The sequence below is a fragment of the Rossellomorea sp. ABR4_004 genome, from assembly GCF_056159585.1.
Window position 1 is genome coordinate 1,419,692 of sequence record NZ_JBSWVM010000001.1, and the last position, 23,125, is coordinate 1,442,816.

Annotated in this window: 12 protein-coding genes, 21 tRNA genes, 3 rRNA genes and 1 pseudogene; 2 read left to right on the top strand and 35 right to left on the bottom strand. The window is 43.8% G+C overall.

Annotated elements, in window-relative coordinates:
• Nucleotides 1-34: 34 nt before the first annotated feature.
• The 26 genes and pseudogenes from ACXAF2_RS07450 to ACXAF2_RS07575 form a co-directional block, all read right to left on the bottom strand.
• A complete protein-coding gene (locus ACXAF2_RS07450; RefSeq protein ID WP_475138019.1) occupies nt 35-1,168 on the bottom strand; it encodes a glucose-1-phosphate adenylyltransferase in 1,134 nt (377 codons plus the stop codon).
• Nucleotides 1,071-3,068, bottom strand: a pseudogene (gene glgB / locus ACXAF2_RS07455) (1,4-alpha-glucan branching enzyme). The gene ACXAF2_RS07450 and the pseudogene glgB overlap by 98 nt, the downstream one beginning before the upstream one ends.
• An 818-nt stretch (nt 3,069-3,886) precedes the next feature.
• Nucleotides 3,887-3,958 (bottom strand) — tRNA-Glu (locus ACXAF2_RS07460).
• A 6-nt stretch (nt 3,959-3,964) separates the two neighbouring features.
• Nucleotides 3,965-4,055, bottom strand: a tRNA-Ser gene (locus ACXAF2_RS07465).
• Nucleotides 4,056-4,062: 7 nt separating this feature from the next.
• A tRNA-Asn gene (locus tag ACXAF2_RS07470) sits at nt 4,063-4,137 on the bottom strand.
• Nucleotides 4,138-4,146: 9 nt separating this feature from the next.
• A tRNA-Ile gene (locus tag ACXAF2_RS07475) sits at nt 4,147-4,223 on the bottom strand.
• Between the two features lie 15 nt (nt 4,224-4,238).
• Nucleotides 4,239-4,312 (bottom strand) — tRNA-Gly (locus tag ACXAF2_RS07480).
• 20 nt (nt 4,313-4,332) lie between these two features.
• Nucleotides 4,333-4,408, bottom strand: a tRNA-His gene (locus ACXAF2_RS07485).
• Between the two features lie 22 nt (nt 4,409-4,430).
• A tRNA-Phe gene (locus tag ACXAF2_RS07490) sits at nt 4,431-4,506 on the bottom strand.
• A gap of 51 nt (nt 4,507-4,557) precedes the next feature.
• Nucleotides 4,558-4,634: transfer RNA gene (locus ACXAF2_RS07495), tRNA-Asp, on the bottom strand.
• Nucleotides 4,635-4,753: 119 nt separating this feature from the next.
• Nucleotides 4,754-4,827 (bottom strand) — tRNA-Met (locus ACXAF2_RS07500).
• A 24-nt stretch (nt 4,828-4,851) separates the two neighbouring features.
• A tRNA-Ser gene (locus tag ACXAF2_RS07505) sits at nt 4,852-4,944 on the bottom strand.
• 16 nt (nt 4,945-4,960) lie between these two features.
• Nucleotides 4,961-5,037 (bottom strand) — tRNA-Ile (locus ACXAF2_RS07510).
• A gap of 4 nt (nt 5,038-5,041) precedes the next feature.
• Nucleotides 5,042-5,118: transfer RNA gene (locus ACXAF2_RS07515), tRNA-Met, on the bottom strand.
• 76 nt (nt 5,119-5,194) lie between these two features.
• Nucleotides 5,195-5,270, bottom strand: a tRNA-Ala gene (locus ACXAF2_RS07520).
• Between the two features lie 6 nt (nt 5,271-5,276).
• Nucleotides 5,277-5,353: transfer RNA gene (locus tag ACXAF2_RS07525), tRNA-Pro, on the bottom strand.
• Between the two features lie 6 nt (nt 5,354-5,359).
• Nucleotides 5,360-5,436 (bottom strand) — tRNA-Arg (locus ACXAF2_RS07530).
• Between the two features lie 70 nt (nt 5,437-5,506).
• Nucleotides 5,507-5,595, bottom strand: a tRNA-Leu gene (locus tag ACXAF2_RS07535).
• 11 nt (nt 5,596-5,606) lie between these two features.
• Nucleotides 5,607-5,681 (bottom strand) — tRNA-Gly (locus tag ACXAF2_RS07540).
• An 8-nt stretch (nt 5,682-5,689) separates the two neighbouring features.
• A tRNA-Leu gene (locus tag ACXAF2_RS07545) sits at nt 5,690-5,774 on the bottom strand.
• A 40-nt stretch (nt 5,775-5,814) separates the two neighbouring features.
• Nucleotides 5,815-5,890: transfer RNA gene (locus ACXAF2_RS07550), tRNA-Lys, on the bottom strand.
• Nucleotides 5,891-5,920: 30 nt separating this feature from the next.
• Nucleotides 5,921-5,996: transfer RNA gene (locus ACXAF2_RS07555), tRNA-Thr, on the bottom strand.
• 94 nt (nt 5,997-6,090) lie between these two features.
• Nucleotides 6,091-6,166: transfer RNA gene (locus tag ACXAF2_RS07560), tRNA-Val, on the bottom strand.
• Nucleotides 6,167-6,176: 10 nt separating this feature from the next.
• Nucleotides 6,177-6,293 (bottom strand): 5S ribosomal RNA (gene rrf, locus ACXAF2_RS07565).
• Nucleotides 6,294-6,591: 298 nt separating this feature from the next.
• A 23S ribosomal RNA gene (locus tag ACXAF2_RS07570) occupies nt 6,592-9,528 on the bottom strand.
• 198 nt (nt 9,529-9,726) lie between these two features.
• Nucleotides 9,727-11,278 (bottom strand): 16S ribosomal RNA (locus ACXAF2_RS07575).
• The 16S, 23S and 5S rRNA genes sit together here with 21 tRNA genes alongside, the layout of an rRNA operon.
• 340 nt (nt 11,279-11,618) lie before the next feature.
• Between ACXAF2_RS07575 and ACXAF2_RS07580 the strand changes: the two genes are divergently transcribed.
• Nucleotides 11,619-11,795: a hypothetical protein gene (locus ACXAF2_RS07580; RefSeq protein ID WP_187443431.1), complete on the top strand. Its 177-nt coding sequence runs from the start codon at nt 11,619-11,621 to the stop codon at nt 11,793-11,795.
• A gap of 58 nt (nt 11,796-11,853) precedes the next feature.
• On the opposite strand, the gene ACXAF2_RS07585 is transcribed toward ACXAF2_RS07580, so the two are convergent.
• Together ACXAF2_RS07585 and ACXAF2_RS07590 are read right to left on the bottom strand one after the other, a co-directional pair.
• Nucleotides 11,854-12,354 (bottom strand): N-acetyltransferase family protein, encoded by a 501-nt coding sequence (locus ACXAF2_RS07585; protein ID WP_475138020.1) that lies wholly within the window; start codon nt 12,352-12,354, stop codon nt 11,854-11,856.
• Nucleotides 12,335-13,264 (bottom strand): DMT family transporter, encoded by a 930-nt coding sequence (locus tag ACXAF2_RS07590; protein ID WP_148995190.1) that lies wholly within the window; start codon nt 13,262-13,264, stop codon nt 12,335-12,337. Before ACXAF2_RS07590 ends, ACXAF2_RS07585 begins: the two co-directional genes overlap by 20 nt.
• 102 nt (nt 13,265-13,366) lie before the next feature.
• On the opposite strand from ACXAF2_RS07590, the gene ACXAF2_RS07595 reads away from it, so the two are divergent.
• Entirely contained in the window at nt 13,367-14,059 is a 693-nt protein-coding gene (locus tag ACXAF2_RS07595; RefSeq protein WP_148995191.1) for an MgtC/SapB family protein, read from the top strand.
• Nucleotides 14,060-14,097: 38 nt separating this feature from the next.
• Here ACXAF2_RS07595 and ACXAF2_RS07600 read toward each other — a convergent pair whose 3' ends face one another.
• The 7 genes from ACXAF2_RS07600 to ACXAF2_RS07630 all read right to left on the bottom strand — a co-directional run bounded on the left by ACXAF2_RS07600 (nt 14,098) and on the right by ACXAF2_RS07630 (nt 23,110).
• Nucleotides 14,098-14,823, bottom strand: a complete 726-nt coding sequence (locus ACXAF2_RS07600) for an MgtC/SapB family protein (protein ID WP_475139142.1) — start codon at nt 14,821-14,823, stop codon at nt 14,098-14,100.
• A gap of 111 nt (nt 14,824-14,934) precedes the next feature.
• The gene (locus tag ACXAF2_RS07605; protein WP_475138021.1) at nt 14,935-16,806 is read right to left on the bottom strand and encodes a PTS fructose transporter subunit IIABC; all 1,872 of its coding nucleotides are present in this window, start codon (nt 16,804-16,806) and stop codon (nt 14,935-14,937) included.
• A gap of 12 nt (nt 16,807-16,818) precedes the next feature.
• Entirely contained in the window at nt 16,819-17,730 is a 912-nt protein-coding gene (pfkB, locus tag ACXAF2_RS07610) for a 1-phosphofructokinase (protein ID WP_475138022.1), read from the bottom strand.
• Nucleotides 17,727-18,479, bottom strand: a complete 753-nt coding sequence (locus ACXAF2_RS07615; RefSeq protein WP_475138023.1) for a DeoR/GlpR family DNA-binding transcription regulator — start codon at nt 18,477-18,479, stop codon at nt 17,727-17,729. Before ACXAF2_RS07615 ends, pfkB begins: the two co-directional genes overlap by 4 nt.
• 344 nt (nt 18,480-18,823) lie before the next feature.
• Nucleotides 18,824-20,803 carry a lipoteichoic acid synthase gene (gene ltaS / locus ACXAF2_RS07620; RefSeq protein ID WP_475138024.1) on the bottom strand — a complete coding sequence of 660 codons (1,980 nt, stop codon included), beginning with the start codon at nt 20,801-20,803 and terminating at the stop codon, nt 18,824-18,826.
• Between the two features lie 422 nt (nt 20,804-21,225).
• Complete coding sequence (locus ACXAF2_RS07625; protein WP_475138025.1) at nt 21,226-22,233, bottom strand: ABC transporter permease; 1,008 nt, start codon at nt 22,231-22,233, stop codon at nt 21,226-21,228.
• Between the two features lies 1 nt (nt 22,234).
• Entirely contained in the window at nt 22,235-23,110 is an 876-nt protein-coding gene (locus ACXAF2_RS07630; RefSeq protein WP_475138026.1) for an ABC transporter permease subunit, read from the bottom strand.
• Between the last annotated feature and the right edge of the window lie 15 nt (nt 23,111-23,125).

Here is a 23,125-nt window from a genome sequence, read left to right on the forward strand (position 1 = left end):
TTCCTCCTCTTATGTTGTAATGTGGTCTTCAACCTTACACTTTTTCTTGTTCCAGTAGTGTTTCAATGAATGATTCCGTAACCAAAATGATTTCATCCGAACCTTCTTCCGGCATAATGCATAAGCCGCTCGGAACCTTGACATTCGACGGTACGATCGCCTGCTCGATATAGGCGTTTTCCCCAATGACAGCATCCGGCATAATGACTGAGCGACTGACATGTGCTCCCTTTTTCACGGTGGTTCCTTGGAACAGGACGGACTTGCGAATGGTACCCTCAATCGTACAACCTTCATTCACAAGAGATCCTTCCACAGAAGCTTCTTCAGAAATATATTGAGGCGGCTCATTTGGATTAACCGAATACACTCTCCAATCGTAATCGAACAGATTCAGCTCATTTTCCTCATCAATCAAGTCCATATTGGCTTCCCATAGGCTCTTAACCGTCCCTACATCTTTCCAATACCCTTTAAACGGATAAGCCATCAGCTTCTTCTTCTCATCAAGCAGCAAAGGGATGACATCCTTTCCAAAGTCATGGCTGGAATCAGGATTACGCTCATCCATCTCCAAGTAATCTTTAAGCACTGAATAATTGAAGATATAGATACCCATCGAAGCTAGATTACTCTTAGGAAAAGCCGGTTTTTCCTCGAACTCTGTGATTCTCATTTCCTCATTCGTGTTCATAAGACCGAACCTGCTTGCCTCATCCCAGCCTACTTCAACTACAGAAATCGAGACATCCGCTTTCTTCTCAATGTGATAATCAAGCATTTTGCTGTAATCCATCTTGTAAATGTGATCTCCAGATAGAATCAGTACATATTCAGGATCATATTGCTCAAGATAATTCATATTTTGATAGATTGCACTGGCCGTTCCCGTATACCAGCGCATCTCTGATGATTCCGCATAAGGCGGCAGTACGGTCACTCCACCATTTTTACGATCAAGATCCCATGCACTTCCAATTCCGATATAAGAATTCAGTACTAAAGGTTGGTACTGAGTAAGGACCCCTACCGTATCAATCCCGGAGTTAGTACAATTGCTCAATGTGAAATCAATAATGCGGTATTTCCCTCCAAACGGTACGGCTGGTTTTGCCAGGCTCTTTGTCAATGAGCTTAACCGGCTCCCTTTTCCACCTGCTAATAACATCGCTACACATCTACCTTTTCCCATCCTTTTCTCTCCCCTTTCAATCTATTGGTTTTAAATAAACGGCTGCGTATGGCGGGATCGTCATTTCCACATATCCATCTCTTCCATGGTACGGCTCATTGTGTACAGTTAGAGGCAACGGATTCACCTGATGAGATCCACCAAATCGTTCATCATCGCTATTCCAAATTTCTTCATAAGAAGAAACCTTATTTACACCCACCTTATAGTGGTGATACACATGAGGGCTGAAATTACAGATCACTACAAGATGATCCCCTTTCTCTTTCCCATTTCTGATAAAAGAGAAAATCTGCTGCTCTCTATTATCCACATCCACCCATTCAAATCCTTCTGAACGATGATCCATTTGGAATAATGGTTCAGCACCTTTATATAAATGCATAAGCTCTTTAAAATATGAATTGAATTTGTGATGAAATTCGTAATCCAATAAGTGCCAATCCAGCTCCTCTAAATCCTTCCACTCTGAAAACGGTGCAAGTTCACTTCCCATAAACAGAAGCTTCTTACCCGGATGAGCCATCATATAGCTCAGTAGCAGCCTGTATTGAGCGAATTTCTGCCAGTAATCACCGGGCATTTTATTCAATAATGACTTCTTCCCATGTACCACCTCGTCATGGGAAAACGGAAGCACATAATTCTCTGAATACGCATATAACAACGAAAATGTTATAAGAGAATGTACATGTCTCCTTTCAGACGTATCTGTTTCCATATATTTAAGGACGTCATTCATCCATCCCATATTCCACTTATAATTAAAGCCAAGTCCTCCATAGTGGACAGGGGACGTCACCTGTGGCCAGTCTGTAGAATCCTCTGCTATCATCAATATCGAAGAGTCATACTCAAAAACAGCCTTATTCAAATTTTTCAGAAACTGTAAGGCTCCCTCATTAGGAGCGAGCTCTCCCTGGTTTGCCCAATAAATAATATTGGCCACTGCATCAATCCGGAAACCATCAATATGATATAGATCCATCCAGAAACGTGCATTCGAAATCAGGAAGCTTCTCACTTCCCCCTTGCCTAAATCAAAATTTGCCGTTCCCCACGTATAATTCTCACGGTCCCGTTCCTCTCCATACTCATAAGCAAACGAACCATCAAATTCATATAACCCGTGGGCATCTTTACAAAAATGACCCGGGACCCAATCCAGAATCACGCCAATATTATGTAAATGACATTCATTTACGAACGCCATCAATTCATGAGGTGAGCCGTAGCGACTAGTCGGAGAATAATAACCAGTACCTTGATACCCCCAAGAACGATCAAACGGATGCTCCGTGACAGGCAGCAACTCAATATGTGTGAATCCTTGTTCTTTCACATGGGGAATTAATTGCTGAGCTAATTCCTTATAAGAAAGAAACTTACCCGCTTTCTTCTTCCATGTGCCCAAATGCACTTCATAAATCGCCATAGGCTTGTCATAGACCGTCGAACTGGCTCGATCCTCCAGCCACTTCTCATCCTCCCAAGAAAATCCCTGCAGCTCATACACCACGCTTGCAGTATTTGGACGCCTCTCAGAAGCAAACCCATATGGATCCGCCTTCAGCTTCTTCAACCCTGATTGAGTGGTAATCTCGTACTTATACGTTTCACCCGAAAGATTCCCATCAATGCGAATGGTCCATAAACCTTCGTTATTCCGCCGTGTAAGTTCATACCCTGCTCCATTCCAATGATTAAACGATCCAACTAATGAAACATGTCTTGCTTTCGGTGCCCAAACGCAAAATTCTGTATAGGTCCCAGTGGAATCTCTTCTCACATGTGAACCCATAAACTGATAGGCCTGCTGTAAATTTCCCTCATGAAACAAAAAAACATCATAATCTGATATGGTCATTGCGTTCATCATCTCACCTACATTTTTCAATCTACTTACTATTTTCTTTCAACTTCATCAAAATCCTCTTTATAATCGTCGCTCAATTACGACAATTTCCTACATGCATATGATAAAACGGTTCTCTTTTGGGAATTATTACTAAATGATAAGGTTTACATTGGAAGAACATAGGGGAAACGTGTTGAATTCATAGCGGAATTTGTCGAAAGTTTTTAAATGAAAAATAGTGAAATTAGCGGGAAATGCAGAAGGATTACGGTATTTTGTATCGTTTTTGGCTAGTTGTGAGAAGGATGGCGGTGTCGAATGGAGGAGCGATTAGGAATGGATGATCAATCTGGCAGTTGCTGCATGCTTAGGAAAGATGAAACCTGTTTTAATGGACAATAAAGAAGAAATCATTCATGAGGGTTACTGAATACTTTAAGAAGATTAATAGGGAGATTAAGAGGTAGTTGATGTATTTTATTCTTCGAGGACCTGTTCTCTCATATCCTCCGTTTGTTGTATTGAAAAATTAGAGCTGAAAAGAAGAGGGTAGAAGTTGATAATAAAGTGATCAAAGTCGATAATATATGTTGGAAAGTCGATAATATATGTTGGAAAGTCGATAATAAAGCGAGCAATGTCGATAATATATCCCTCTTACAGAAGTAGTAACATGCTTTCTTATGTAAAACCGCAATTATAGTCCCAATCCCGACTACATTTTCAATTAAATTGCTTCATTTAGTTGTGTTATTAGTTTATTTTTAATAAAATGACCACCCATTCTACTTTGTATAACAAAAAAAGACTATCAAAAATGATAGTCTTTTTTCAGATGACCCATACGGGATTCGAACCCGTGTTACCGCCGTGAAAGGGCGGTGTCTTAACCGCTTGACCAATGGGCCATAATATGGCGGAGAAGGAGGGATTTGAACCCTCGCGCCGGTTGCCCGACCTACACCCTTAGCAGGGGCGCCTCTTCAGCCACTTGAGTACTTCCCCATATGATTGGCTCCGCAGGCAAGATTCGAACTTGCGACCGATCGGTTAACAGCCGATAGCTCTACCACTGAGCTACTGCGGAATAATGAAATGGTGGGCCTAAGTGGACTCGAACCACCGACCTCACGCTTATCAGGCGTGCGCTCTAACCAGCTGAGCTATAGGCCCATTAAGAGTAATAATTGGAGCGGGTGAAGGGAATCGAACCCTCATCATCAGCTTGGAAGGCTGAGGTTTTACCACTAAACTACACCCGCACGATTTATATAAGAGAATATGGGGCGACTGATGGGAATCGAACCCACGAATGCCTGAACCACAATCAGGTGCGTTAACCACTTCGCCACAATCGCCATAATGTCTTCAAATAGAAAATGGTGGCTCAGGACGGAATCGAACCGCCGACACATGGATTTTCAGTCCATTGCTCTACCAACTGAGCTACTGAGCCTTACTTGAAGTAAAGTATTCAATTATGAACCATCATCTTATAAAAAGAAAATGGCGGTCCGGACGGGACTCGAACCCGCGACCTCCTGCGTGACAGGCAGGCATTCTAACCAACTGAACTACCGGACCAAAGCTTTTTGCGTAAGCAAAATAGGTTTCATTACCTTGACGTTAGTCAAAATAACTATCCATGCGTGACTCATAAAGGATTATTGATAACCCTTTATAAAACCGAGTCAAAAATGGTATTGCGGGGACAGGATTTGAACCTGCGACCTTCGGGTTATGAGCCCGACGAGCTACCGAACTGCTCCACCCCGCGACGATATAAGATTTAAAGAGAAAATGGAGGAGGAAAGGGGATTCGAACCCCTGCGGGCTTTGACACCCCTGTCGGTTTTCAAGACCGATCCCTTCAGCCGGACTTGGGTATTCCTCCGTATTGAAATGGTACTTGGTGGACCTTGTAGGACTCGAACCTACGACCGGACGGTTATGAGCCGTCTGCTCTAACCAACTGAGCTAAAGGTCCCTATTGGTAGCGGCGGAGGGGATCGAACCCCCGACCTCACGGGTATGAACCGTACGCTCTAGCCAGCTGAGCTACACCGCCAAGATACATTTTTTATCAAATTAATTGATAGATGATTTCTCGAAAATCAATGTTGATTCTGCTTTCACAGAAAAATTGGTGGAGCCTAGCGGGATCGAACCGCTGACCTCCTGCGTGCAAAGCAGGCGCTCTCCCAGCTGAGCTAAGGCCCCAAGAAGTGGTCGGGAAGACAGGATTCGAACCTGCGACCCCTTGGTCCCAAACCAAGTGCTCTACCAAGCTGAGCTACTTCCCGATAATATGGCGCGCCCGAGAGGAGTCGAACCCCTAACCTTTTGATCCGTAGTCAAACGCTCTATCCAATTGAGCTACGGGCGCATAATTTTATTATTTTTCCTTATCTGCTGGTGCAAATCAAGGAAAGATTTTTTGCTAGCGCAAAAATCTTTGGTGCCGAGGACCGGAATCGAACCGGTACGGTAGTCACCTACCGCAGGATTTTAAGTCCTGTGCGTCTGCCAGTTCCGCCACCCCGGCATAAAATCTTCTGGAGCGGAAGACGGGATTCGAACCCGCGACCCCCACCTTGGCAAGGTGGTGTTCTACCACTGAACTACTTCCGCAAAATGAATGGTGCGGGTGAAGGGACTTGAACCCCCACGCCTTGCGGCGCCAGATCCTAAGTCTGGTGCGTCTGCCAATTCCGCCACACCCGCATGATATAAATGGTAAGATATTTTGCTGTGCAAAAATCTTTGGTGAGCCATGAAGGACTCGAACCTTCGACCCTCTGATTAAAAGTCAGATGCTCTACCAACTGAGCTAATGGCTCATCTTAATAAAGATGATATTAAGACCAAAATGGTGCCGGCAAGAGGACTTGAACCCCCAACCTACTGATTACAAGTCAGTTGCTCTACCAGTTGAGCTACACCGGCATGTATGATTGGTTTTCATATAAGAAAATTTAAGGAGAGATATTTTGTTGACGCAAAAATAAAATGAAGTTTATTTTACTTTCGTAAAAAAACTTGGTGGAGGATGACGGGATCGAACCGCCGACCCTCTGCTTGTAAGGCAGATGCTCTCCCAGCTGAGCTAATCCTCCAAAATATAAAGCCTGGCGACGTCCTACTCTCACAGGGGGAGATCCCCCAACTACCATCGGCGCTGAAGAGCTTAACTTCCGTGTTCGGCATGGGAACGGGTGTGACCTCTTCGCCATTGTCACCAGACTATTTCTTGTCTCTTTTTTAAGGACAAGTATTATTATATCGTGTAGATATAATTTTTCAAGGCTTTTTTATATTTTCGTATAAAATTTATTCCCTGAAAACTAGATAAAGAATTGATGTCAAGAAAGCCGAATATCGACCAATTGTTGCACCTACTTCTTCAAGCAGATACCATTCCAGCTCCGGCGGCTAGAGACTCGAGGTCATTTCAGTTCAATCAGCTGAGGGTAAAAGGCACCCTCTTCTGATTGCCCAGAAATGCTTGTCGTCTCTGTTCAAGCCGCCTCCGCTTTATAGTGTGGTTAAGTCCTCGATCGATTAGTATCAGTCAACTCCACATGTCGCCATGCTTCCATCTCTGACCTATCTACCTAGTCATCTTCTAGGGATCTTACTCACATACGTGATGGGAAATCTCATCTCGAGGGGGGCTTCATGCTTAGATGCTTTCAGCACTTATCCCTTCCGCACATAGCTACCCAGCGATGCCTTTGGCAAGACAACTGGTACACCAGCGGTGCGTCCATCCCGGTCCTCTCGTACTAAGGACAGCTCCTCTCAAATTTCCTGCGCCCACGACGGATAGGGACCGAACTGTCTCACGACGTTCTGAACCCAGCTCGCGTACCGCTTTAATGGGCGAACAGCCCAACCCTTGGGACCGACTACAGCCCCAGGATGCGATGAGCCGACATCGAGGTGCCAAACCTCCCCGTCGATGTGGACTCTTGGGGGAGATAAGCCTGTTATCCCCGGGGTAGCTTTTATCCGTTGAGCGATGGCCCTTCCATGCGGAACCACCGGATCACTAAGCCCGACTTTCGTCCCTGCTCGACTTGTAGGTCTCGCAGTCAAGCTCCCTTGTGCCTTTACACTCTGCGAATGATTTCCAACCATTCTGAGGGAACCTTTGGGCGCCTCCGTTACTCTTTAGGAGGCGACCGCCCCAGTCAAACTGCCCACCTGACACTGTCTCCCACCCCGATAAGGGGCGCGGGTTAGAATTTCAATACAGCCAGGGTAGTATCCCACCGATGCCTCCACCGAAGCTGGCGCTCCGGCTTCCAAGGCTCCTACCTATCCTGTACAAGCTGTACCAAAATTCAATATCAGGCTACAGTAAAGCTCCACGGGGTCTTTCCGTCCTGTCGCGGGTAACCTGCATCTTCACAGGTACTATAATTTCACCGAGTCTCTCGTTGAGACAGTGCCCAGATCGTTACGCCTTTCGTGCGGGTCGGAACTTACCCGACAAGGAATTTCGCTACCTTAGGACCGTTATAGTTACGGCCGCCGTTTACTGGGGCTTCGATTCGCACCTTCGCTTGCGCTAAGCACTCCTCTTAACCTTCCAGCACCGGGCAGGCGTCAGCCCCTATACTTCGCCTTACGGCTTCGCAGAGACCTGTGTTTTTGCTAAACAGTCGCCTGGGCCTATTCACTGCGGCTCTCTCGGGCTTGCACCCTACCAGAGCACCCCTTCTCCCGAAGTTACGGGGTCATTTTGCCGAGTTCCTTAACGAGAGTTCTCTCGCTCACCTTAGGATTCTCTCCTCGCCTACCTGTGTCGGTTTGCGGTACGGGCACCTTTTTCCTCGCTAGAGGCTTTTCTTGGCAGTGTGGAATCAGGAACTTCGCTACTATAATTCGCTCGCTATCACAGCTCAGCCTTATGCGATGATGGGATTTGCCTCATCATCAGCCTAACTGCTTAGACGCACATATCCAGCAGTGCGCTTACCCTATCCTCCTGCGTCCCCCCATTGCTCAAACGGAAAAGAGGTGGTACAGGAATATCAACCTGTTGTCCATCGTCTACGCCTATCGGCCTCGACTTAGGTCCCGACTAACCCTGAGCGGACGAGCCTTCCTCAGGAAACCTTAGGCATTCGGTGGATGGGATTCTCACCCATCTTTCGCTACTCATACCGGCATTCTCACTTCTAAGCACTCCACCAGTCCTTACGGTCTAGCTTCGCAGTCCTTAGAACGCTCTCCTACCACTGACACCTAGAGGTGTCAATCCACAGCTTCGGTGATACGTTTAGCCCCGGTACATTTTCGGCGCAGAGTCACTCGACCAGTGAGCTATTACGCACTCTTTAAATGGTGGCTGCTTCTAAGCCAACATCCTGGTTGTCTAAGCAACTCCACATCCTTTTCCACTTAACGTATACTTTGGGACCTTAGCTGGTGGTCTGGGCTGTTTCCCTTTCGACTACGGATCTTATCACTCGCAGTCTGACTCCCATGGATAAGTCTTTGGCATTCGGAGTTTGTCTGAATTCGGTAACCCGATGAGGGCCCCTAGTCCAAACAGTGCTCTACCTCCAAGACTCTTACACATGAGGCTAGCCCTAAAGCTATTTCGGAGAGAACCAGCTATCTCCAAGTTCGATTGGAATTTCTCCGCTACCCACACCTCATCCCCGCACTTTTCAACGTGCGTGGGTTCGGACCTCCATTCAGTGTTACCTGAACTTCATCCTGGACATGGGTAGATCACCTGGTTTCGGGTCTACGACCACATACTCAATTCGCCCTATTCAGACTCGCTTTCGCTGCGGCTCCGTCTCATCGACTTAACCTTGCATGGGATCGTAACTCGCCGGTTCATTCTACAAAAGGCACGCCATCACCCGTTAACGGGCTCTGACTACTTGTAGGCACACGGTTTCAGGTTCTATTTCACTCCCCTTCCGGGGTGCTTTTCACCTTTCCCTCACGGTACTGGTTCACTATCGGTCACTAGGGAGTATTTAGCCTTGGGAGATGGTCCTCCCAGCTTCCGACGGGATTTCACGTGTCCCGCCGTACTCAGGATCCACTCAAGAGGGAATGAAGTTTCAACTACAGGGTTGTTACCTTCTTTGACGAGCCTTTCCAGACTTCTTCGTCTACTTCATTCCTTTGTAACTCCGTATAGAGTGTCCTACAACCCCAAGAGGCAAGCCTCTTGGTTTGGGCTACATCCCGTTTCGCTCGCCGCTACTCAGGGAATCGCAATTGCTTTCTCTTCCTCCAGGTACTTAGATGTTTCAGTTCCCTGGGTCTGCCTTCCATACTCTATGTATTCAAGTAAGGATATTGTTCCATTACGAACAATGGGTTCCCCCATTCGGAAATCTCTGGATCAAAGCTCACTTACAGCTCCCCAAAGCATATCGGTGTTAGTCCCGTCCTTCGTCGGCTCCTAGTGCCAAGGCATCCACCGTGCGCCCTTCATAACTTAACCGAATTGGTTGTTACATCAGGTTTAAAACCTAAAATGGCGATACTCGGTAATTTCTTGACTATCAATTATATCTTTATCTAGTTTTCAAAGAACAAACACATTTTGATCTCGTAAGAGACAAAAAGTTTTGATGGATATCAAACCATCAAAACTGAACAAAACTTCGACGTGTCAAACGTTTAGTTAAATCTTCCTTAGAAAGGAGGTGATCCAGCCGCACCTTCCGATACGGCTACCTTGTTACGACTTCACCCCAATCATCTGTCCCACCTTAGGCGGCTGGCTCCAAAAGGTTACCTCACCGACTTCGGGTGTTACAAACTCTCGTGGTGTGACGGGCGGTGTGTACAAGGCCCGGGAACGTATTCACCGCGGCATGCTGATCCGCGATTACTAGCGATTCCAGCTTCATGTAGGCGAGTTGCAGCCTACAATCCGAACTGAGAACGGTTTTATGGGATTGGCTAAACCTCGCGGTCTTGCTGCCCTTTGTACCGTCCATTGTAGCACGTGTGTAGCCCAGGTCATAAGGGGCATGATGATTTGACGTCATCCCCACCTTCCTCCGGTTTGTCACCGGCAGTCATCTTAGAGTGCCCAACTGAATGCTGGCAACTAAGATCAAGGGTTGCGCTCGTTGCGGGACTTAACCCAACATCTCACGACACGAGCTGACGACAACCATGCACCACCTGTCACTCTGTCCCCCGAAGGGGAAAGCCCTATCTCTAGGGTTGTCAGAGGATGTCAAGACCTGGTAAGGTTCTTCGCGTTGCTTCGAATTAAACCACATGCTCCACCGCTTGTGCGGGCCCCCGTCAATTCCTTTGAGTTTCAGTCTTGCGACCGTACTCCCCAGGCGGAGTGCTTAATGCGTTAGCTGCAGCACTAAGGGGCGGAAACCCCCTAACACTTAGCACTCATCGTTTACGGCGTGGACTACCAGGGTATCTAATCCTGTTTGCTCCCCACGCTTTCGCGCCTCAGTGTCAGTTACAGACCAGAAAGTCGCCTTCGCCACTGGTGTTCCTCCAAATATCTACGCATTTCACCGCTACACTTGGAATTCCACTTTCCTCTTCTGCACTCAAGTCCCCCAGTTTCCAATGACCCTCCACGGTTGAGCCGTGGGCTTTCACATCAGACTTAAGGAACCACCTGCGCGCGCTTTACGCCCAATAATTCCGGACAACGCTTGCCACCTACGTATTACCGCGGCTGCTGGCACGTAGTTAGCCGTGGCTTTCTGGTTAGGTACCGTCAAGGTACCGCCCTATTCGAACGGTACTTGTTCTTCCCTAACAACAGAGTTTTACGATCCGAAAACCTTCATCACTCACGCGGCGTTGCTCCGTCAGACTTTCGTCCATTGCGGAAGATTCCCTACTGCTGCCTCCCGTAGGAGTCTGGGCCGTGTCTCAGTCCCAGTGTGGCCGATCACCCTCTCAGGTCGGCTACGCATCGTCGCCTTGGTGAGCCGTTACCTCACCAACTAGCTAATGCGCCGCGGGTCCATCTGTAAGTGATAGCTAAAAGCCACCTTTCAACATTTCCTCATGCGAGGAAATGAGTTATCCGGTATTAGCCCCGGTTTCCCGGAGTTATCCCAGTCTTACAGGCAGGTTACCCACGTGTTACTCACCCGTCCGCCGCTGACTGATGGGAGCAAGCTCCCATCAATCCGCTCGACTTGCATGTATTAGGCACGCCGCCAGCGTTCGTCCTGAGCCAGGATCAAACTCTCCGATAAAAGTTTGAAAAGCTCTTTAAAAATAAATCTAGAATTAACGTTGACGTATTGTCTTGTTTTGTTCAGTTTTCAAGGTTCAAGGCTTGTCCGCTCCGCTCTGAAGCGACTTTATTAATATAACATATCTTCCATTCTCGCGTCAACAACTTTTCACATTTATTTTTTCCAAAATATTGTTTGCTGCATCAGCGACGTTTATAAATATAACATGCTGTTAATGTTATTGCAATATATTTTTAAGGAAAACGATAAAAACTTAATCCATCACTTCTTTTGTTCTGTTTAACAGTAAATCTCCATATACATTATTACTACGCATTCCTGAAAGGAGACTACTATCATGCTTTCTAATGTCGCATTATCTCTATCTTTCATCATGGCTGTGTATCTGTTTGCGTATTCATATGTACAAGCTCTAAAGATAAGCGAAAGCACTACACCTGTAAGAGGAATGACCTTCATCTTTTCTGTCGTCATGGCGTTTGTGTTTTCTGGTTTTACATACGTATTTTCTTGAAGAGGTTAAGTGAATAATGTAAAAAGGAGTAAGGGAGCCGTCACTCCCTTACTCCTTTTTACTGCAGTTCCAGCAGCAACCCTTCTTCCTGGTGCGACTCACTACCAATGGTTAATACCTCTTCCTTAATGAGTGTAGGTTTAAAAGCATAATAGAAATGTTTGAATGGATTCTCTTTCAACACCCAGATCCACATAGAGTTGTGTCCTTGTTCTTTAAGTCCTGTAGCGGCAATTTTTAAGAGCTCTTTCCCGATGCCTTTACCTTGATACTCTTCTAAAAGATAAATAGCATACAATTCCCCTTCGTACTCCCCTGAACGCTCTTTCCCAAATGAGACAAAGCCGATGATTTTCCCATCATTCAATTCACATACATACGTATGATGAGATCCGGAAAGGATTTGTACCCACTTTTGTTCTCTTTCTTCTATTGATAAAGACTGTAGATAGTTTTCTGAAACGATTCCTTTGTATGTCGTTCTCCAGCTATGGACGTGTACGTATGCTAACCCGGGTGAGTCTTTAAGGTTTGCCTTTCTAAAGCGGAAGTTCTTCATTCTTTTTCACCTCGTTGACTTTTTGGACCATCTTTTTTAATTTCCTTTCTTCTATTAAGAAGAAGGTAACGCCTATGATTATGACAAGACCTCCAACCACTTGAGTCATCATCACTTTTTCAGCTAAGAGCCAATATGCAAGAATCGAAGCGCCGATTGGTTCAAAAAGTATGGCCATAGAGATGGTTGAGGTGCTTAGCCACTTCAAGGACCAGTTGAATAATGAATGACCTAATAGTGTCGGGATAATGGCAAGTAACAGAAAGTAGACCCAATCCTCTTTCGGATATGGCCCAAGGCTTTCTGAACGCATCATGACATATAAAAATAAAACGACTGAGCTGATCGCATAGACCAAATACGTGTAGGTAATGAGGGATAGCCGTTTTCTTATTGTCTGCCCGAATAACAGGTACCCTGTTACAAGTGCGCACGCCACCAAGGCTAAAATATCTCCCCATAGCGCGCTTCCGCTTATTTTAAAATCTCCCCAGCTTATGATGATACTACCACTAACAGCTAAAACCGCCGAGATGATGGCTCTTCCTGTTAATTTCTCCTGAAAGAACAAGTAAGCACCGATAAAAGCGAATAATGGCTGCAATGTGACGAGTACCGTAGAACTGGCAACCGAAGTATAATTCAAGGATTCAAACCAGAGTATGAAGTGAAAGGCAAGAAAGACCCCGGCTAAAATTGAAAACATCCAATCTCTTAGAGTAATAACTTTCAGTTCCTTCACATACTTTAAGAAAAATACAGGGGACATTAATAGAACGGTGAAAAACAACCGGTAAAAGGCCAAAACACCTGCTGGTGCACTCGATACTTTTACCAGGATGGCAGAGGTTGATACGGAGATGACTCCGATTGCGAGTAATAGATACGGATTGACCTTTGTGTCTGACATGACAAACCTCCTGATATGTATTCGTTGCTCCTATTTTATAGTCAGCAGGGTTAAATTACTACATGAATTTTCAGGTATACACGTAGAACTGGAGGGGGCTTGATGGAACTATTAGATACGACATTCATGATAAAACTGGGAGTTTCTGCGGTATTAGGGTTAATCATAGGGCTTGAGAGAGAATTAAAGCGAAAGCCTGTAGGGTTAAAGACGTCTCTCGTTATATGTATCGTGAGCTGTTTATTAACGATTGTCTCCATTGAGTCTGCTTATATTTCGGAGGGATCGGATAAAGTAAATATCACGATGGACCCTTTGCGACTGGCAGCTCAGATTGTTTCAGGGATTGGTTTCTTAGGGGCAGGAGTGATTTTACGAAGAGGAAATGATAGTATCTCAGGGTTAACGACAGCAGCTATGATCTGGGGAGCGGCAGGAATCGGAATTGCTGTTGGAGCAGGCTTCTATATGGAAGCTACGGCTGGTGTGATCCTCTTGATTGTCTCCGTTGAAGTGGTGCCGATTATCATTACGTATTTAGGACCGAAACGATTACGGGAAAAAGAGCTGTCCCTGCGTGCCATCATCTTGGAGAAAAAAGAGATCAAATCGATTATTGAACGAATTAAAGCAGAAGAAATTTCTATTGAAAATATCCGGATCAAAGACTTAAAGAATCAGCAGCACCTTTTAGAATTGAAAATCATTGTGGATTTCAGAAAAAAGACGGTAGACATATACTATACGATTTCAGAAATAGAAGGAATAAAAGATGTGGAAATTGAAAGCTTATAAACATTAAGGAATGAGGATGCATGAACACCCTCGTTCCTTTATTTTTTGTGAAGCTGGAACTTTTTCACACATTCTAACTCTTGGACAACTTCCAGTACTTCATTAAACTGAAGGGCGCTTGGTGTTAATATAAGAAGGGAATATTTAAAGGCATCCACCGCCTCCATTTCATCTCCTTCTTCAATTTGGTATTGAGTGATCTCGATTCCATGATCATGAAGTGCGTCATTTATAGACGTGATATTCCCCTTTCCCTTTTGCACGATCAGACTAAGGAGCAGGAGCTTCTTATGCTTCACTTTTTCCTTATAAAAGCTTTCCAGGTTGTTCAAAAAAAATAACGTCACGACGATTATTAGTGTTGTAAAGATGGCTAAATAATACATCCCAATGCCGACTACCAACCCTAAGCCTGCAACAACCCAAATACTGGCGGCAGTGGTTAAACCTCTAACCGTCACGCCTCCATGGACCATAATCGTTCCCGCACCAAGAAAGCCGATTCCCGAAATAACATAGGAAGGAATCCGGCTTGGATCAAAACCAACTAATTGAGGGTGTTCGTCTAAAAACGGTTCGAATCCATATAGGGAAACAAGCATCAATAAACAGGAGCCGACACCTACAAGAATATGAGTGCGTAAACCAGCCGGGTGATTTTTAAATTCCCTCTCTATACCAATTAAGCCGCTCAATAGAACGATTAACATAATACGAATTAGAGCAGTGTAAAACTCATCTGGAATCTCCAGATAATCTATCATCTCCATAGCCTTTCCCCCTCCATCATCTACCTATACTTTTTACCTGGAACGAACCTTTTAAAACGCAAAAATCAAAAAAACCAGGTGGAGTTCACCTGGTTCTTTCATGAATCATTTAATGGGCTTCTTTAATAACCCAACCATCACGGCTGTAATAACAGAGCCAATCAGTACTGCTAACAGATATAAGAACGGATTCCCTTCTACTACCGGGAATACGAATAATCCACCGTGGGGGGCAGGTAAACCAATTCCGAAGAACATCGCTAATGCTCCTGCAACCGCAGAACCTGTCACAATAGAAGGGATGACCCGGAACGGATCGGCTGCAGCAAATGGGATCGCTCCTTCTGTAATAAAGGATGCTCCCATAAAATAAGCAGCGATACCCGCTTTTCGCTCATTATCATTGAACTTTTTCTTGAATAGTGTCGTTGCCAGTGCAAGCCCCAGTGGCGGTACCATTCCACCCGCCATGATGGCTGCATGGGGAGCAAGGTTCCCTCCTTCAATCATGGCGATCCCGAATGTAAAGGCCGCTTTATTGATCGGACCTCCCATATCGACTGCCATCATTCCGCCTAGAACCAGTCCGAGTAGAATCAGGTTCCCTGTTCCTAATCCATCCAACCAGTTTTGAATACCCGTATTGACTGCACTCAGTGGCTCCACAAGGAACTGGAGCATGATGAATCCAGTAATGAAAATTCCCAGCAACGGATAGATCAATACCGGTTTGATCCCTTCCAATGAAGGAGGGAAATTGTTTGTTAAACGCTTGATTCCGAGAACTACATAACCTGCTAAGAAGCCGGCAATAATTCCACCTAAGAACCCGCTTTGACCCGTTGCAGCAATCAACCCGCCAATCATACCAGGGGCAAATCCTGGTCGGTCAGCTATACTCATGGCAATGAATCCCGCTAAGACAGGCACCATTAAGTAGAAGGCATTATCTCCGCCGATTTTCATTAGCATGGCTGCAAATTCATTATACTCAGGAGAATCAGGATTCGCTGACTGAATGCCGAATAAGAACGAGATCGCAATCAGGATCCCTCCCCCTACAACGAATGGAAGCATGTTAGAAACACCATTCATCAGATGCTTGTAAAAGCCTGACTTTTGTTTTTTCTCAGGACCAGCCCCAGTCTCGCCAGATTGCTCTCTACCTTTATATAGAGGCGCATCTTGTTTCATAGCCTGATTCAATAATTCTCCCGGACGTCTAATCGCTTCTGCCACAGGAACTTCAATCACAGGCTTTCCTTTAAAACGATTCATTTCCACTTTCGTATCTGCAGCTACAATTATAGCTACAGCGTTTTCAATTTCTTCAGAAGTTAGGACGTTCTTTGCTCCACCAGATCCGTTCGTCTCTACTTTTAGTTTCACACCAATTTCTTTCGCTTTGGCTTTCAACGCATCTGCTGCCATATACGTATGTGCAATCCCTGTAGGACATGCCGTTACAGCCAGGACCTTTCCTTCGCTTGTAGAAGTTTCAGCAGGACTCTCTTCCTCGTCCTCTTGATCATGAGCATTAATAATTTCTAAAACTTCTTCTTTTGATGAAGCATTCACTAACGCTTTTCGGACCTCGGAGTCCATCAGCATAGAAGAAAGACGACTTAACGCTTCTAAATGTGTTTGATTGGCCCCTTCAGTTGCTGCAATCATAAAGAACAAATGAGCAGGAGCACTATCCAGAGATTCATAGTCTACTCCTTGTTCTGATTTGCCAAATGCAATCGCGGGTGTTTTGACTGCCGATGTTTTCGCGTGAGGAATGGCGATACCTTCCCCGATACCTGTTGTACTTTGTGCTTCGCGATTAAGAATCGCTTGCTTAAATTCTTTAGGGTCCTCCAGCTTCCCACTTTTATCTAATACGGAGACCAATTCATCGATAACGCCCGTTTTGGATGCTGAAGATATATTTAGCTGAATCGTATCTATCGTCAATAATTCCGTAATTCTCATATTTGTTCCCCCCTATTTTTTCGTAATCTGAATTTCTTCAAATAAGCTTTCCACTTTTTCTGATGAGCAAAGACCGATTGAATAAGCCGTAGCAGATCCAGCCGAGGTCCCTAAGCGGAATGCATCCTCAATGTTCCAGCCCCTTGTTAGTCCCGCAAGGAATCCGGCAACGGTCGAATCTCCTGCTCCAACCGAGCTTTGCAACTCCCCACGTGGTACGGAAGAATACAATACTTCTTTACCGGTCAGTAAGAGGGCACCTTTTTCCGCCATTGAAACCATCACGTTTTCGACTCCGTAACCCTTCAACTTCTTTCCGTAGTGAACCGCGTCATCAACTGATTCAATCTTCACACCAAACATCTCCCCCAGCTCATGATGATTCGGTTTGATCAAGAAGGGATTCAAGGAAAGAACTGGCTGAATCAAGTTCTTCTCCGCATCGATAATCACTTTCGTTCCTTGTTCCTTACATTGCTTAGCAATCTCCTGGTAAAAAGTTTTAGGCACCGATCCGGGTATACTACCCGCCAGAACGATCATGTCTTCTTCTGTTAATGATGATATTTGCTGGAGTAACTGCTGTATATGTGCTTCACGAATCGATGGTCCACTACCGTTGATTTCCGTTTCATCATCAGATTTAACCTTCACGTTAATCCGTGAAGCTTCTTCTACTTCGACAAATTCAGTTTTTATCTTTTCATTATTTAAAAATTGTTTAATGTACTCACCGGTAAAACCTCCTGCGAATCCAAGAGCAACACTTTCTACATTCAGTACATGTAAAACACGGGAGACATTGATCCCTTTGCCTCCGGGAAATGCACTTTCTTTCTCACTTCGGTTTAAATCACCTTTTTGAAAGGAGTCAAGTTCCATAATGTAATCAACAGAAGGGTTCAGTGTTAAGGTATATATCATGGTGCCACAACCTTTATCGTAGTTTGTTTCATCATTGCCGTGTCATGTTCCCCGTCCAATGCGTTCGTTATAATCATGGCTTTATCGAGATCCACAATTTTGCTAAATGCAATTTCTCCAAATTTGGAGTCATCCGTTAAGAACATGGCTTCTCTTGATAATTCAATGGCCATGCGCTTTACTTGAGCTTCCTCGGGATCCGGAGTCGTGAATCCATATTGAGCATGAACCCCGTTCGCCCCCATAAATGCTTTATCAAATCGATACTGGCGCAAGGATTCAACCGCTCCACTTCCGACCATCGCTCTGGTCACCGGCTTTACGTATCCGCCGATCATATACGTTTTAAATCCTTTTTGAATGAGTGTGTCCACATGGGTTAATCCATTCGTTACAACCACTATATCCATTTCCGGAAGATGGTCGATGAGACTCAAGGTCGTCGTGCCTGCATCCAAAAAGATGCAATCGCCTTCTTCCACCAAAGAAGCAGCATATTGACCGATGGACTGCTTTTCATGAAAGCTTTTGGATGATTTTTCAGAAACGCTCAATTCCTGCAATTTACCTTGAAGCCTAGCAGCCCCACCATGAATACGTTTCAGAAACTTCTCTTGCTCGAGCTGTGTTAAGTCCCGGCGGATCGTTGACTCAGAAGCGTTCGTCACATCCACAATCTCTTGGATTTTTATCGCATCTTTCTCCTTCAATAAGTCTAAGATGATTCGATGTCGTTCCTCCGTTAACATAGCATTCTCCTACTTTCTCCGTTTCTTATTACTCTCATTATAATGAGAACGGTTACAAAAATCAATCATTTTTAATCAAAAGTAATCATCTTCTATCATAAATCAATCAAAAACGATCATCCGTTTCTTGATTGATTCTCCTGTTGAATTTCTTTCAATATTCAACTGTTACATTCGAGCCATTATTCGTCTGTCAAATCCATGCCGATATTTGCCTGTCAAACCCTATCGGTTCATTCGACGGTTGAACCCGCCCCCTTCACAAACCGATCAACCCAACCAACAAAAAAACAAGCTCCATCTCACCAAAACCGGTGGATGGAGCTTGCTTAAAGATACCTATTTTATTCGTGATTTTCTTCTTGTGAAGCTTCAGGATTTTCTGAGCTCTTTGGATTAGGATTATTATACTGATAATCTGAACGATCTATCGGTTTATACCCTTGGGGTTTATAGAAACGAAGTAAATCTTCATAAACCACCTTATCGGAAAGCTCTAAACGTTTGTTCGCTTCCTTACTTGCTTCTTCACATGCATTGTTTCCTTCTTCTACAGGTTGACCTGTTTCGTTATCGTAGCAGACTCCTTTAATTTCAGAGTACTTATCTGTAATGACATCACCATTACGGAAAGGTACGATTTGCTTGCGCTCTTCAGAAAGCAGGTCCTGACCGAAGCTTAGATAATCTTTTGTCTCTTCTCCGAGAAGGTGCATAAGTGTAGGTCGAAGATCAATCTGTCCACCATACGTATGATTAACTCCACCTTCTGCTCCAGAGTTAAGAATGAACAATGGTACCCGTTGCAGCTGAGCACTTTCATAGTTACCCACTTCTTTACCTAATACCTCGGACATCGCCTTATTATGGTTATCAGAAATTCCATAGTGATCACCATAAAGAACGATCATCGTATCTTCATATAGACCTTTTTCTTTTAAATCATTCACAAAGTCTTTCAATACCTGATCCATGTAATGAGATGTTTGGAAATATCGATCCACTACACCGTTACCTGTTTCACCCTGAGGGAAATTAGCATCTTCCTCATGACGGTCAAACGGGAAGTGATTGGATAACGTAATGAATTTCGTGTAGAACGGTTGTTTTAAGCTTTCCAGCATCGGAATTGAATCTTCAAAGAACGGCTTATCCTTTAATCCATAAGGAAGCTGTTCTTCTGGATTACTCATATCATAATACGTTGCATCGAAAAATTTGTCGTACCCCATTGAACGGTACATCTCAGAACGGTTCCAGAATGTTTTGTAGTTACCATGGAATACCGCTGACGTATATCCTTTTCCTTTTAGAATAGAAGGAGCTGATTGATACGTGTTGTTAGCATGAGTCATGAATACAGCACCTTGAGGAAGAGGGAATAATGAGTTTTCAATAATAAACTCAGAATCTGATGTTTTCCCCTGACCTGTTTGATGGAAGAAGTTATCAAAGTACATCGCTTCTTTACTATCCACAAGAGAGTTCAAGAATGGTGTAACTTCCTCTCCATTTAACTCTCTGCCGATCATAAATGTTTGCAGGGACTCCATGGAGATGTAGATAACGTTTTTCCCTTTTGCTTTACCAAAGTATTCAGGATTTGGTTCTACTTTATTTGCTTTTACGTAATTTTCAACTTCTGACACTTCATTACTGTCGGCCATCGCACGCTTAGCAGACGTTTTAGAGTTTTGAACAATATCATAAATCGTAAAGTTGTGAGTACCAAGATACTTCACCAAATAGTTACGGTCAAAACTGCGAGTCAATAATTCAGGACGATCAATGTTTGCTAATCCTAAGTTCAATAAGAACACAAGGACTGCAGATGTCATGACCGCAAATACTGAACGGAAACGCAATTTCTCCTGTGGCTTCACTTTCTTGAGAACCATCAATCCAATGATGATGAATAGATCTAAGAAATATAAAATATCGAGCGGACTGATCAATTCAAGCGCACTGCCACCAAGACCGTTATTCGTTTTCGCCTGTAAAATAACAGGTACTGTAATAAAGTCATTAAAGAATCGGTAGTACACGACGTTCGCGTATAGAACGAAGGACATTAACAAATTAATAACGATAAACGCAATATATCTTCCTTTGCCTTTCCAGAATAATGCGAAGGCAAAGAATAAGAGGGCAGAACTTAATGGGTTAAAAAATAAAAGAAAATGCTGAAGCGCATTTTGTATTCCCAGGTTAAATTCAGCTAAATATACGGCATAAGTCTTAATCCAAAATAGTATAACGACTGTAAAGAAGAACGATAACTTCCCAGTACGCATATCATCAAACTGTCTTTTTAAGAAGTTCATGCTTCATCACCTTTTTAATTAGTATTTATTGAATCATGTAGGACTGAAAGTTTATTAAGAATTTGTTTAGCAAATGTAAATTCATTTGAATCAACAACGAGTATTATAACAAAAAATAATTTCATGTGTATAACATTTTGTTGAGATTCGTAACAAAAATATTTCATTAAAATTCGACATTCCGTAACAAACTAACCGGGAAAGCTTGAACTGTCAAGGCTTTGTTCATTTTGAACGATTCGTGAACGACCCATACATTCCCAATCTTGTGGATATATATACTAGAAATGTTAATAGTGTTTCTATATTGTTTACACAGTGTAAACTTATTCCCCATAATTCTCTTTTACAAACCTAGAGATACACTGAAATTTTTACCAAGTTCTTTTATTTTCTTCCACTAGTATTATGCGAAATCCCCTCTACATTTTCACTTTTTCAAAGTCTGCCTGCACCGGTGGATTTTTTCTTTCCTTAAAAGGACGATAAGCCGCTTTGAATTTCTCTTTATAATATGATTGGCCGCTCGTTGTCTGGACATATCCCTCTATCATCAATGAAATAGATAGCATTGTGGCAGAAAAGAAAAGAATCGGAGTCAGTGGAACCCACGGTGCTCCTTGAAGGTACCTGAAGGAGTCCCCGATCAGCCCTGACCATTCGTAGGTAATGGATCTCGGAGGGTCTTTGATCATTTGATAGTCCACATCGGTTCCCCCAAGGAACAGGGTCAGTAACCCTAAATGAATAAAGATGATCAGGGTCTGCATGAATTGCTGTCCAAATACGATTACAAGCTTTTCTTTCATTCCGGGTAAAATATGTTTGATAATGATTCGCCATTTTCCCGCTCCAAGTGTTTTCGCACTCATGATGAATTCCTGTTTGTAGAGCATAGAGACTTCATTGCCAAACAAAGATGACAAAATGGGCACAATAAGGAAGGTCAAAATCAATATTTCAATGATGAATCGTTCAACGATTGAATTAGGAAACCCGCCAAACGGTTCCCAAAGAATCGGTTCCAACAAAAAATAGGCAAGAATCGTTAAGGGGATGTAATGGAAGGAATCGATCCAGCCATTGATGTATTTCTTATACTTCACCAGGAAGGTCCCGAGAATGAATCCGATCGGAAGCGCTAATAATACACGTAAAATGGCAATCACTAATGCGGTTAATATCGTGTACTTGGCCCCGATGATGATCTTACCGAGCATATCAAGCCCCTGGGGATCAGTTCCAAATGGAAATAGCCATTTCGGTGAAATCGGGGAGGATTCCTCGACAACACCATCAATACTAATGAAATACAATCTTCTTACTTCATTCCCCCACACCAGCGAATAGATAAAACTGGACACGAGCATGAGAGCTATAAACGTGAATCCGATAAGAAATAATGGATTTTTCCACACACTTTTCTTCATATTATATTTCCTCCCCCTTATTCGCTTTTTTAGAGAGAACGATTTCTCCCACTGTGTAGAAGACAAACAAAGGAATGAAAATGGAAAGAACCGCAATGGTAAACATCTTCGGCTGCAGCGTCGACTTTAAAAAGCGGGTTATCCCGGCTATATTGAATAGCAGCTCCAGCACAAATAAATTAGATAGCATAAACCAGATGGTCTTTTTGGATTGAAAGAACACGGAGATAACCGCATTCCTTAAAATATGAAAGGTTACGATCACCAGTTTCCCGAGTCCAATGGATTGTGCCAATGTGACATAGTCTTTTCTTTCTTCAGTCTCAAATGAAAGAATAGATATCCTGAACAGCTGAACTGTGGGCAGAATCGCCAATACCAGAACCGGCAGAAGAAAGGCCCGTTCCATATCAACTGAAGCAATTTCAAAAAACAGTATCCCCGTTTGTTTATAGAGAAAGAGAACAAGTAATTGAGCACTCAGGATAACCAGTACATCCGGAACAGATTCGAATAAATAAAACATAAACTTGATTCGATTCCGGTTTTTTTGGGAAAACAACATGGTGAGGATCGTAAGGAGAATACTTAAGAAGCTGGCCAGAAGAAAGGCAGAAAACAACACGAGTAACGAATAGGTGATCGGCTCCCATAAATAAGGAAACAAGTCGCGTTCCTTTTGGCCACCGATAATGACATATGTTAAATCCCCCGGGTGAACCAGGGCAAACACGATTTCTTTAATGGATTGCCAATACGCCTGCAACCTTAATTCACGATGGCCTATACCGGAAAGGAGAACGGGCAGTCCGCCTATAAAAATAATGCCCACTATAGATAAGAAGAATTTAAGTAAAATACCGCCAAGACCCCTCAATGGATTGTCCTCCTG